At 75.5% G+C, this 11,934-nt stretch carries 9 protein-coding genes, 2 pseudogenes and 1 riboswitch; of the genes and pseudogenes, 1 reads left to right on the forward strand and 10 read right to left on the reverse strand.

The window, feature by feature from the left end; translation table 11 throughout:
- The 10 genes and pseudogenes from BCD48_RS03685 to BCD48_RS03730 all read right to left on the reverse strand — a co-directional run.
- Positions 1–370 (reverse strand): annotated as a pseudogene (locus BCD48_RS03685) (hypothetical protein); the annotation flags it as partial.
- A gap of 166 nt (positions 371–536) precedes the next feature.
- Positions 537–1,019, reverse strand: coding sequence for a 6,7-dimethyl-8-ribityllumazine synthase (gene ribH, locus BCD48_RS03690; protein WP_071046807.1), 483 nt, complete (start codon positions 1,017–1,019; stop codon positions 537–539).
- A 464-nt stretch (positions 1,020–1,483) separates the two neighbouring features.
- Positions 1,484–2,890, reverse strand: a pseudogene (locus BCD48_RS03695) (bifunctional 3,4-dihydroxy-2-butanone-4-phosphate synthase/GTP cyclohydrolase II); the annotation flags it as partial.
- The gene (locus tag BCD48_RS03700; protein WP_071046808.1) at positions 2,887–3,693 is read right to left on the reverse strand and encodes a riboflavin synthase; all 807 of its coding nucleotides are present in this window, start codon (positions 3,691–3,693) and stop codon (positions 2,887–2,889) included. The gene BCD48_RS03700 and the pseudogene BCD48_RS03695, both read right to left, overlap by 4 nt.
- A gap of 158 nt (positions 3,694–3,851) precedes the next feature.
- Positions 3,852–3,981: riboswitch (FMN riboswitch) on the reverse strand.
- Between the two features lie 198 nt (positions 3,982–4,179).
- Complete coding sequence (locus BCD48_RS03705; RefSeq protein ID WP_071046809.1) at positions 4,180–4,647, reverse strand: cytidine/deoxycytidylate deaminase family protein; 468 nt, start codon at positions 4,645–4,647, stop codon at positions 4,180–4,182.
- A gap of 147 nt (positions 4,648–4,794) precedes the next feature.
- A complete protein-coding gene (gene rpe, locus BCD48_RS03710; RefSeq protein WP_071046810.1) occupies positions 4,795–5,499 on the reverse strand; it encodes a ribulose-phosphate 3-epimerase in 705 nt (234 codons plus the stop codon).
- A 42-nt stretch (positions 5,500–5,541) separates the two neighbouring features.
- On the reverse strand, positions 5,542–6,948 hold the full coding sequence (locus BCD48_RS03715) for an RsmB/NOP family class I SAM-dependent RNA methyltransferase (RefSeq protein WP_071046811.1): 1,407 nt from the start codon (positions 6,946–6,948) through the stop codon (positions 5,542–5,544).
- Positions 6,949–7,168: 220 nt separating this feature from the next.
- Complete coding sequence (gene fmt / locus BCD48_RS03720; protein WP_071046812.1) at positions 7,169–8,122, reverse strand: methionyl-tRNA formyltransferase; 954 nt, start codon at positions 8,120–8,122, stop codon at positions 7,169–7,171.
- Between the two features lie 615 nt (positions 8,123–8,737).
- Complete coding sequence (gene def, locus BCD48_RS03725) at positions 8,738–9,289, reverse strand: peptide deformylase (RefSeq protein WP_071046813.1); 552 nt, start codon at positions 9,287–9,289, stop codon at positions 8,738–8,740.
- 110 nt (positions 9,290–9,399) lie between these two features.
- Positions 9,400–11,691 carry a primosomal protein N' gene (locus BCD48_RS03730; RefSeq protein ID WP_116271411.1) on the reverse strand — a complete coding sequence of 764 codons (2,292 nt, stop codon included), beginning with the start codon at positions 11,689–11,691 and terminating at the stop codon, positions 9,400–9,402.
- Between BCD48_RS03730 and BCD48_RS52880 the strand changes: the two genes are divergently transcribed.
- Positions 11,690–11,934 (forward strand): hypothetical protein (locus BCD48_RS52880; RefSeq protein WP_206745003.1); only part of this gene is annotated, 245 nt, incomplete at its 3' end. The two genes, BCD48_RS03730 and BCD48_RS52880, sit on opposite strands and share 2 nt — an antisense overlap.

Raw genomic sequence — 11,934 nt, forward strand, 5'->3', positions numbered from 1 at the left:
GGATCGGGCGGCGGGGGGACGTCGGGTCCGTCGCGGGCGCGGCACCCGCGCGCGGGTCCTGCTCGGTCGGCTCCCGGCCTGGGGCCGTCCGCGGCTCCCGGGACGCGCCAGCCTGGTCGACGGGCACGGCGGCCAGGCGCGGGCCGGAGCCGTCCGTGCGCGGGGCGGCCGTCCTGCCACGCGACGACGACCGGCGCACGACCGCCCGCTCCCCCGAGCCGTTCGAGAGCCGCAGGCCGAGCAGCGAGACCGGGCGCGCGTCGCCGCCGCCGGAGGTCGGCCCCGTGGCCGTCACCTCGTCAACGCCCGTCTCGTCCCCGCCCTGCTCCGGCACCTCGTCGTCGCCACCCGCCACTGGCGCTACCCGCACGTCACCGTCACCCGCCCTGCCTCTCCTCGCCGACATCCGCGACCGGTCAACTATCGCCGTTGACCCAACACCGACGTCGCACCGCAAGGACCCCGATACTCCGAGACAACACGGTCTCTCGTGATCCCCCATCCGACAAGACCGGATGAAGGGGACGTGTACCGCTTTAGGCCAGCGGCTGCAGCTCGGTGAGCACGACGGCCGCCTCCAGCGCGGCGAGCGCCGCTTCGCGGCCCTTGTCCTCCGCCGACCCGTCCAGCCCGGCCCGGTCCCGCGCCTGCTCGACCGTGTCGCAGGTGAGCACGCCGAAACCGACGGGCACCCCGTTGTCCAGCGTCACCCGTAGCAGTCCCTCGGTGACGAACTTGCAGACGTAGTCGAAGTGCGGGGTGCCGCCGCGGATGACCACCCCGAGCGCCACGACGGCGTCGTGATGTGCCGCCAGCCGGTCCGCGACGACGGGGAGCTCCACCGCGCCCGCGACCCGGACCACGGTCGGCTCGACGGCGAGCTTCACGTCCAGGCAGGCACGCAGCGCGCCATCGAGCAGCGCGTCGGTGATGTCGCTGTGCCACCGGGTGGCGACGATCCCGAGCCGTACCTCGGACGCCACCGGCAGCACCTCCTCGGGCGCTCCGATCCCGCTCACCGACGATCCCCTCCCTGGCAGGCCTCGGCCACCCTGCGGTGGCCGGAGCGCCGGCCGTGTCCTCGCCCGTTGACGCTACCGTTCGTGCCGGAACCGGTCGTATCAGTAGTCGTACCGGCAGTTGTCGTGTCAGTGGTTGTCATGTCAGTGGTCGTCGCATCAGCGGTCGACGGGGCGGCGCCCGACGGGGCGCCGTTCGCGTGCCGGGCGGTGTCAGTGACGCCGTCGCCGGTGCTGCCCGCCACACCGGCGAGGTCCGCCCCCGTGGCATCGGCCTCGCCGGTGTGGCGGGCGTCGAGGGCGTCGGCGGCCGGGGTTCCTGCCGGATCGGCGACAGGGTCCCTGCCGGATCCGGGGTCCCTGCCCGATTGGCGAAGCCGATCGGGGAGGTCTGGGAGCCGATCTGGGAGGTTAGCGATCTGGGAGGTCTGCTGGGAGGTCCGGAAGACGATCTGGGAGGTCCGGGCGACGGCGTCGGCCACCACCTGCGCGACCACCGCCGACGGCACAGCGGGCACCGCGGTGGCGACCGCGTCCGCCACCGCGCCCGCGACCAATTCGGGCAGCTCGGGCAGGCCCGGGATGTCGTGGCCCATCCGGTCCCGCTTGGTGGTCAGGTAGCGCAGGTTCTCCGGGGTGTGCGCGACCGGCAGCGCCACCCGCTCCACGATGGTCAGGCCGTAGCCCTCCAGACCCGCGCGCTTGGCCGGGTTGTTCGTCAGCAGCCGCAGGCCGCGCACGCCGAGGTCGACGAGGATCTGCGCGCCGGTGCCGTAGTCGCGGGCGTCGGCCGGCAGCCCCAGCGCCAGGTTCGCGTCGACGGTGTCGTGCCCGCTGTCCTGCAGCTGGTAGGCGGCGAGCTTGTGCATCAGGCCGATGCCGCGGCCCTCGTGGCCTCGCATGTAGAGCACGACGCCGCGGCCCTCGGCGGCGACCATGCCCAGCGCCGCGTCGAGCTGGGTGCCGCAGTCGCAGCGCAGCGAGCCGAAGACGTCCCCGGTGAGGCACTCGCTGTGGACGCGGACCAGCAGGTTCTCCCCGTCGTCGATGTCGCCGCGGACGAGCGCGATGTGCTCGACACCGTCGAGGGTGCCCCGGTAGCCGACCGCACGGAACGCGCCGTACTTCGTCGGCAGCTTCGCCTCGGCGACCCGCACCACCTGCTTCTCGGTCCGCCGCCGGTAGGCGATCAGGTCCGCTATCGAGATCAGCACCAGCCCATGTTCCCGCGCGAAGGCGACGAGTTCGGGCAGCCGGGCCATCGTGCCGTCGTCGTTGACGATCTCGCAGATCGCGCCGGCGGGGCGCAGCCCGGCCAGGCGCGCGAGGTCGACCGCCGCCTCGGTGTGGCCCGGCCGGCGCAGCACGCCGCCGTCGCGGGCGCGCAGCGGGAAGATGTGGCCCGGCCGGGACAGGTCGGCGCCGGTGGTCACCGGGTCGGCGAGCAGGCGCAGGGTGTGCGCCCGGTCCGCGGCGGAGATGCCGGTGCTGACCCCTTCGCGCGCGTCGACCGTGATGGTGAACGCCGTGCCCATCCGCTCGGTGTTGAGCGGCACCATCTGGTCGAGGCCGAGCCGGTCGGTGTCGCGCGCGGCCAGCGGGGCGCAGATCACCCCGGAGGTGTACCGGACCATGAAGGCGACCAGCTCCGGCGTCGCCTTCTCGGCCGCGAAGATCAGGTCGCCCTCGTTCTCGCGGTCCGCGTCGTCGACCACCACGACGGAGCGGCCGGCGGCGATCGCGGCCAGCGCCTCCTCGACCGTGCCGAACGCCGCGGTCAGCGCATCGTCGGACGCCGCCGCGCTCGCCGGCGCCCCCGCGCTCGCCGGCGCCGCCGTGCCCAGGGCCGTGCTCGTCGGTGCCGCGCTCATCGGCCCGCTCCCTTTCCCTCGAGGACGACCGGTCCCGCGGGTGGCACCGGGAACGGCGGCGCCGGCTCCAACCGGCCCACAACGCCGGGGAGCTGCCCGGGACCCGCGCCGCGGCCGGCCGCCAGGTGGCCCAGGGCGGGAGCGGCGAGCTTCTCGACGTACTTCGCCACGACATCGACCTCCAGGTTCACCGCCGCGCCGGCCTGGCGGGACCCCAGCGTCGTCTCGGCGAGCGTCGTCGGGATCAGGCTCACGGTGAACGTCGCCGGCTCGCCGCCGCCGGGCGAGCTGTCGCCGGACGAGCTGTCGCCGGCGGCGGGCGTCACCTCGACGACGGTCAGGCTCACCCCGTCGACGGCGATCGAGCCCTTCTCGACGAGGAAGCGGTCCAGCCCGGCGGGAAGCGCGATCCGGACGACCTCCCAGTGCTCGTCAGGAGCCCGGTCGACGATGGTGCCGACGCCGTCCACGTGGCCCTGGACGAGGTGACCGCCGAGCCGGTCGGCGAGGCGCACCGGCCGTTCCAGGTTGACCCGGTCGCCGGTGGCGAGCCCGCCGAGCGCCGAGCGGCGCAGCGTCTCGAGCATCACGTCGGCGGTGAACACCCGGGTACCCGTGCGCGGGTCGACCTCGCCGGCGGGTGTGAACGAGGTGACGGTGAGGCAGACGCCGTTGACGGCGATCGATGCGCCGTGGCGCACGTCCTCGAGTACTGCCGAACAGCCGATGGCCAGCTCGGCGGCGGCCGCGTGCTCCGTGACCGCGGCGACGATGCCGAGCTCCTCGACGATGCCGGTGAACATCCGACCTGCGTCCTTCCCGTCCGGCGCCCTGGCCGGGGGAACGGACGACGGTCACGCGGGTCGATGACCGGCGCGGCCGGCCGCACGGCCGGACACGCCGACGCCACGGACACGGCGGGGCGCCCGCGGGCGGATCCGCCTGTGCCCAGGCACGGCCCGCGCGCTGCCTCCCATCCGGACTTTCACCGTCGGTCCCGGAATTTCACCGGGTCCACCGCCCACTGGCTGTGGGACGGGTCGCGGACTGTCACCGCCGGCTCGGAGTTTCACCGACCCCGGAGCGCGCGTGCTGCTGATGTTCCCTCTGGGTGTCACCCCATGAGGGATCCTGGTAGTTACCTACGGACGAGTCTGGCACACAACCCGGGCCAACGTCGCAGCCCGCGTGGCCCGAAACGCACATTTTTGGGAGCTTTTGGGACGCCCGCCAGTCCCGCGGTGGCCCACGTCACCGACGCGGGCCGTACCGGGACACGCCGGCACCCTTCACGACGGCCGCAGCAGGTGGGCGTTGGCCGCGCGGACACCGGCTGCGAGATCGGGACGCTCGACGACGGTGACGCCGGCGGCGGCGAGCAGCTCGGCTCCCTGGCAGTCGACGAACAGGGCCGGCTCCCGCCAGGCGAAGACGACGCGGCCGATCCCGGCCGCGAGGATCAGTTCGGTACAGGTCCGCGGGCGCGACGCCCGGGCGCTGCACGGCTCCAGCGAGCTGTAGATCGTCGCGCCGGCCAGGCGCGGGTCCCTCGCCGAGAAGACCCGAAGAGCGGCCTCCTCGGCGTGGTCACGCGGGTCGGTGGCCCGCGACCAGCCCTCGGCGAGCACGGTCTCGCCGTCGACGCCGACGATCACCGCGCCGACCGAGAACGCCGTCGTCGACGGCGGGCAGCGCCGGCCGAGCTCCACCGCGTGCGCGAGCCACCGCCCGTCGGCATCCTCAGCCTCAGCTGTCACCTGTGCCTCCCCACCGCGTCGCTCCCAGGAAACACCCGTCGTGCGGCCAGGTCCCGGCGGGAAGCGCTCTTTCCCGGCCCGGGCCGGGAAAGAGCGCTTCCGCAGGCCACGCCCGTGAGACGCGCCTTACGGGCCCGGTGGTCACGGTCAGAAGGCCACCGCGCGCGGTGGCGGCGGGGTGAGGCGCCCAGAGGCGCGCAGCGCCTGGGCCCGCAGCGCCTCGACGGCTGCCGCCGGGTCGGCCGCGCCGTAGACGGCGGTACCGGCGACGAAGACATCCACCCCCGCGGCCGCGGCCCGCTCGATGGTCTCGGCGCTCACCCCGCCGTCGATCTGCAGCCACAGGTCCAGGCCGCGCGCGTCGAGCAGCCGGCGAGCCGCCTCGATCTTCGGCAGGACGCTGTCCATGAACGTCTGGCCGCCGAAGCCGGGCTCGATCGTCATCAGGAGCAGCAGGTCGAACCGCCGCAGGTCGTCGGCGTAGTGCTCGATCGGCGTCGCCGGCTTCACGGCGAGGCCGGTGCGGGCGCCGGCCGCGCGGATCGCGTCCGTCGTACGCGGGAGGTCGTCGACCGCCTCGGCGTGGATCGTGACGTTCGCGGCTCCCCGCTCGGCGAACCCCGGCGCCCAGCGGTCCGGGTTCTCGATCATCAGGTGGCAGTCGAGCGGGGTGTCGGTGACCTGGCGCAACGCGGTGACGGTGTCGCCGGAGAAGGCCAGGTTCGGGACGAAGTGGTAGTCCATGACGTCGACGTGCAGCCAGTCGGCCCGTCCCTCGACCGACCGCGCCGCGTCCGCGATCCGCGCGAAGTCGGCGGCGAGCAGGCTGGGATAGATCTGCGCGGTAGCCACCTTGCGAGGTTATGACGCAGACGGGGGGTACCCGTTGTGAGGTCAGCCGAGGGTCGACGGTCCGGAGAACCCGCGGCGCAGGAGCGCCAGGAACATCGAGTCGGTGCCCTGGCGGTGCGGCCAGAGCTGGACGAACGGGCCGTCGCCGAGGGCCGGCAGGCCCGGCAGGGAGGCGCGCGCGTCGAGCAGGCTGACATCGGCACGCTGCTCGAGGACGGCATCCACGACCTCGGTCGTCTCGGCCGGATGTGGCGAGCAGGTGACGTACGCGACGACGCCGCCCGGGCGGGCCAGGTCCAGCCCGCTGACCAGCAGCTGGCGCTGCAGCCGGGACAGCGTCGAGGCATCGGAGGCGAGCTTGCGCCAGCGGGCCTCCGGCCGGCGGCGCAGCGCGCCAAGGCCGGTGCACGGAGCGTCGATCAGCACCCGGTCGACCCGGCCGGCCGGCAGTGGTGGGAACCGGCCGTCCGCGCGGACCACGAACGCCGCCGGCCGCCGGTCGAGCGCGCCGGCGACCAGCGCGGCCCTGCTGGCCCGCGGCTCGCAGGCCAGCAGCACCGGCTCCGGCAGCCCGAGGCTCTCGCCCGCCCCGCCGGACGTCAGCAGCGCGGCCAGCAGGGCCGCCTTGCCGCCCGGTCCGGCGCACAGGTCGACGGTGACACCGCAGTCCTCGCCGAGCGTCGGGGTGCGGGCCAGCGCGAGTGCCATCAGCTGGCTGCCCTCGTCCTGGACGCCCGCCCGCCCGGTCGACAGCGACGGGAGCGCCCCCGGGTCACCGCCGCTGAGAACCACGGCGAACGGCGAGTACCGGCCAGGCTCGGCGGTCAGCCCGGCCGCCGCGGCCTCGGCGAGCAGCTCCTCGCGGCTCATCCGGTCGGGCTCGGCGACGAGGTGGACCGCCGGGCGGATGTCGTCGGCGACGAGCGCCGCCCTGGTCTCGTCGAGGTCGCCGCCGAGCGCATCGGCGAGGGCCTCGACGATCCAGCGCGGGTGGGAGGTGACGACGGCGAGGTGGCCGAACGGGTCGCGCTCGAACGGCGGCGCGGACAGCAGCGTGGCGACGTCCCCGCCGGTCTCGGCGACCCGGTCGGCGACCCGGCGCAGCACGGCGTTGGCGAACCGGACCGGCCGTTCGCCGCTGGTCGCCCTCACCAGGTCGACGGTCGTATCGACGGCGGCGCGCGCCGGCACGCGGGTGCGCAGCAGCTGGTAGGTGCCCAGGCGCAGCGCGTCACGGACGCCTGCGTCGACGGTGGCGACCGGGCGGCTCGTCACGGTGTCCAACAGGCCGTCGAGCAGGCCCAGGGCGCGCAGCGCGCCGTAGGCCAGCTCGGTGGCGAAGCCTCGGTCGCGGCCCGACAGCCGGCGCTGGGCGAGCAGCGAGGGCAGCAGCAGGTTCGCGTAGGCGCCGCGCTCGTCGACGCCCCGCAGCACCTCCCAGGCCACCATCCTCGCGTCGTCCACCCGCGGCCCCTGACCGCCGCCGGGACGTCCGGGGACGCCGGGCCGGTCGCCGCCCGGCCCCCCACCATGCCCGCCACCGCGATCGCCGTGGCCGGCGCGGCCGCCATGCCCACCGCCGCCATGCACGGTCATGAGGTCACCGTCGGTGCCGCGTCGGCCCACCGGGAGGCCGGCCGGCGCGAGGAGGCGAGCGGGGGTCGGGCCGTCACTGGAAGGCCTCGCCCTCGGTGGGGCGCAGGCCGCGTGCCCAGGCCGCCGCGGGCATCGGGCTCTTGCCCTCGGGGCGGACCTCGCCCAGAACGACCGGCCCCGTCCCGGTGCCGGCGGCGACCGTGTCCTTCCCGACGACGGCGATCTCGCCGGACGCCAGGGCCCGCCCGAGCCCGATGTCCTGACCTCTGGTGCCGGCCGGGCGGACCGGGCCCAGCTTGACCCGGTGGTCGCGGAAGGTCGTCCAGGCGCCGGGGGCGGGGGTGGCGGCGCGGGCGAGCCGGTCGACCGCGTAGTCGGGCAGCGTCCAGTCGACGCGGACCTCGTCGACGGTGAGCTTCGCGGCGAGCGACACGCCGTCGGCCGGCTGCGGGCGCGGCTCGAGGACGTCGTCCTCGATGCCGTTCATCGTCGCGGCCAGCAGCTCCGCTCCGGCGATGGCGAGCCGGTCGAGCAGGTCACCGGAGGTGTCACGGGGACGGACCCGCTCGGTGAGCGTGCCGAAGACCGGGCCGGAGTCGAGGCCCTCCTCGATCTGGAAGACGCTCGCGCCGGTGACGTCCTCGCCGGCGAGGACCGCGCGCTGCACGGGAGCGGCCCCCCGGTAGGCCGGCAGCAGCGAGAAGTGCAGGTTCACCCAGCCGTGGCGCGGGATGTCGAGCGCCGCCTTGGGCAGCAGCGCGCCGTAGGCGACGACCGGGGCACAGTCCGGTGCGATCGCCGCGAGCCGTTCGAGGAACTCCGGGTCACGCGGCCGTTCCGGGGTGAGCACGGGGATGCCGGCCTCGTCGGCGAGCTCCGCGACCGGCGACCGGGCGATCCTGCGGCCGCGGCCGGCCGGCCGGTCCGGCCTCGTCACGACGGCGACGACCTCGTGGCGTGGGCTGTCGACCAGCCGGCGCAGGCTGGGGATGGCCACCGCCGGCGTGCCGGCGAAGACGAGACGCATAGGGGCACCGATCCGCCAGGCCGCCGGCTCACGCCGGCCCCAGCCGTCCACGTTGACGCGAATATCGAAAACTAACCTAGCGGCGATCCCCACCAACCACCCGCCGCGCCCGCCGAGACGCGCCCCTACCGCCACCTACTGGGCCGAATGTCAGGCCGTGCGGCGGGTGAGGACACGATGGCGACCGGTCCACCACAAGCCAGCCACAGAAAGTGACAGCGCCTCTAGCGCAGTACCAACTCAACAACGTCGTCCACCCCGCACCACACAAACCACGGCCATACACCTGTGCCCGACACCACGCAGAGAGGACGCTCCACGTCCGACAGGCAGGGCGGACGCGATAGCGACCGATCCACCACAAGCTAGCCCAGAAAGTGACGGCGCCTCTAGCGCAGCACCAACTCAACCACGTCGTCCACCCGGCTCCACACGAACCACAGCCATACACCTGTGCCCGGCACCACGCAGGGAGGACGCTCAGCGTCCGACAGGCGGGGCGGCGCGTCCAGCGCCCGCCCGCCGCTCAGCGTCCGACAGGCGGGGCGGCGCGTCCAGCGCCCGCCCGCCGCTCAGCGTCCGACAGGCGGGGCGGCGCGTTCAGCGCCCGCCGCCCTAGGTCGCGCGGCCGAACAGCGGGTGCGGGGACGTCCTGACGACCGGCGGCGCCTCGTTGGCCCAGTCGGCCTCGCGGATCGCCTTCATCGCCGCCCTCTTGGTCTCGCGGTCGAGGCGGTCGATGAACAGGACGCCGTCGAGATGGTCGGTCTCGTGCTGCAGGCAGCGGGACACGATGCCGCCGCCCTCCACCGTCACCGGGTCGCCGTACATGTTCTGGCCGACGGCGAGCACCCGCTCCGGCCGGGGCAGCTCGAACGCCAGACCGGGCAGCGACAGGCAGCCTTCCTCGCCGTCCTGCATCTGTTCGGAGAACGGGCCGAGCACCGGGTTGACGAGGTGGTCGATCTCGTCATCGTCGTTGAAGTAGGTGAAGACCCGCAGCGACACGCCGAGCTGAGGCGCGGCGAGCCCGGCGCCGCTGGCCTCCCACATCGTGTCGGCGAGGTCGTTGACCAGCCGGCGCAGCTCCTTGTCGAAGGTCGTCACCTCGGCGGCCTTCGTCCGCAGCACCGGGTCCCCGAACAGACGGACCTCACGAACAGCCACTGGTCAAGCTCCTTCAGTGCGGGGGTGGTCCCATGCTACGGGCCAGGGCGTGTCGGCTCCTGCCACGCGCACGGTGTGACGGTCAGGGCCCGGCCCGCTCTCACCGGCCGTCAGCCAAGCGAGATCGGGTCGAGCTGGACGCGCAGGCCGGCGGCGGCGCGGCGGGCGTCCAGCACCCCGCGGGCCGCGCGCAGCGCGTCGGCGAGCTCGCCGCCCTGCTTGCGCGGCACCCGCACCAGTAGTCGTTCCCTCGCGCCATCCACGCCACCCGCCCCTGACCCGCCGGCCAGGCCGGGTCCGCCGGCGACGGCCGGCGGCGCCGCGGAACCGACCCGCCGGGCCGGCGCGGGCAGCGGCACCGGGCCGAGGACGTCGGCCGCCGCCGGGAGGGTCGCGGCCTCCAGGAAGGCACGCAGTGTCGGTGCGGCGCCCTCGACGGCGGCGATCCTGGTCGCCGGCGGGAAGCCGAGCTCCGCGCGGTCGTCGGCCTCGCGGCCGACGAAGCCGGCCGGGTCCCAGCGCAGCAGCGCCTGCACGGGAGCGAGGCCCTCGTCGGCGACCACGACGACCCGGCCCCCGACCGGGCCCGCCACGGCCAGCGCCGCCGCGTTCGCCCAGCGGCGCAGGGCCTCCTCGCCGGCGCGCAGGTCGGGCCGGCCGAGCAACGCCCAGCCGTCCAGCAGGAGCACCGCCCCGTAGCCGCCGTCGGCGACGGGCTCCGCCCCGGGGGTGGCGACCACCAGCGCGGGGCCGGCCGGGACGGTGGCGAGCACCTCATCGCGCCCGGAGGTACGCAGCGTGACGCCGGGGAAGGCCCGGCCCAGCTCCTCGGCGGTACGCCGGTCGCCGGTGACGGATGCCCGCAGCGCCGTCTCGGCGCAGCCGGGACAGGCCCAGTCGACCGCCGGCCGGCCGCACCATCGGCAGCCGGGCGCGCGCCCTCCGCCGGGCCGCCCGAGCGGCCCGTGGCAGTGCGGGCACCTGGCCGGGTGGCGGCAGGAGGCGCAGGCCAGCGACGGCTGGTAGCCGCGCCGAGGCACCTGCACGAGCACGGGGCGGCCGGCCGCCAGCGCCTCGCGGGCCGCCCGGACCGCCAGCGACGGCAGCCGCGCGGAGCGGGCGGCCTCGTCGCGGGCAACCTCCCAGTCCGAGCCGGTCGGCCAGACGAGCGGTGCGAGCTGCCTGGCCTCCCGGCGGGGCAGCACCAGCGGATGCGCCCAGCCGGACCTCGTCAGCGCCTCCGCGTCGGTGGAGGGGACGTGACCGCCGACGAGCAGCGCGGACTCCTCGAGCCGGGAGCGCAGCACCGCGACGTCGCGGGTGTGTGGGTAGGGCGCGCGCGGCTCGGCGTGCAGGTCGTCGCCGTCGTCCCAGACGGCCACGAGACCGAGGCGCTCGACGGGCGCGAAGACGGCGGCACGGGTGCCGACGACCGCCCTGGCGCGGCCGCGGCAAGCGGCGAGGAAGCGCCTGTACCGCTCGGCCGGCCCGAGATCGGCCCGCAGGCTCACCACCAGCCCGGCGCTGGGCCCCAGATCGGTGGTGAGCGCGTCGGCGACCCGGTCGACGTCGCGGTGGTCAGGGACGACCACCAGCGCGCCTCGGCCGCCGGCCAGCGTCGCCCGCACCGCCGTGGCGACCATGGCGGGCCAGGCCGGCCCGGGCGGCGCCCACCACACCGCCCGCGGCGAGCGCCCCGCCGCGAGCGCCGCGAGCAGGCTCGGTCCTGCCGGGTAGCGCCGCCACTCGCCCGCGTCGGCGGGCGGGGCCGGGTCTCCCAGATGTGCCTCGTCCGCGGCGCCGGCCGCCGCGGCGATGGCTTCCCCGACACCGGGCTCCCCCGCGCCGGATTCGCCGGCGGCGGTCTGCTCGGCGCTGGTCTTCGCTGTGCCCGCCGTCGCTGTGCCGGCATTCGCCGTGCCAGTCTTCGCCGCGCTGGCCTTCTCGGCCGCGGCATGGCGGGGCGGGACGGCCAGGCGCAGCACGTCGGCAAGGGTGCCCGCGTACCGGTCGGCGACCGCGCGGGCGAGCCTGGCCACCGGCCGCGACAGCACCGGTTCCGGCGAGATCACCTTCGTCAGCGGGGCGAGCCTGCCGCCGTGCTCGGACCGGTCCACCCGGTCGAGGACGAAGCCGTCGACGAGTCGCCCGGCGAACCGGACCCGTACCCGTGCGCCGGGCACCGCGTCCGCGGCCATCGACGCGGGCACCAGGTAGTCGAACGGCCGGTCAAGGTGCGCGAACGGCACCATCGCGGCGACCCGCGCGACCGGCAGCTCGGCCGCCGCGGCCGCGTCCCGGCTGGCCGGCCGCCGCTTCGCCACCGCCGGCTGGGACGCCGCGCCCGCCGGCTCCTCCGGACGCGCGGCCCCCTCGGCGGAGAAGCCGGGGAGCAGGTCCATGACCGCATTCGTACCAGGAGGCTCCGACAGGTCCGGCGCCGGGCGCACGACGGCCCCGGCCCGGCGGGCACCCCGTGACCAGGGCGGATACACCGCGGACAGACACGCCGACATCCCATGGGCTCGGATGTCCAGCCACGCGGCGGGCCGCGACGCCGATCCAGCGACCAGCGAGCGCAAGCCGGCCACAGCTGGTGACAGCGCACCGGCGCAGCGCCAACCCAGCCACCTCGTCAGCCCGGT

The organism is Pseudofrankia coriaricola (assembly GCF_001854805.1).
In the GTDB taxonomy this organism is placed as follows: Bacteria; Actinomycetota; Actinomycetes; order Frankiales; family Frankiaceae; genus Pseudofrankia.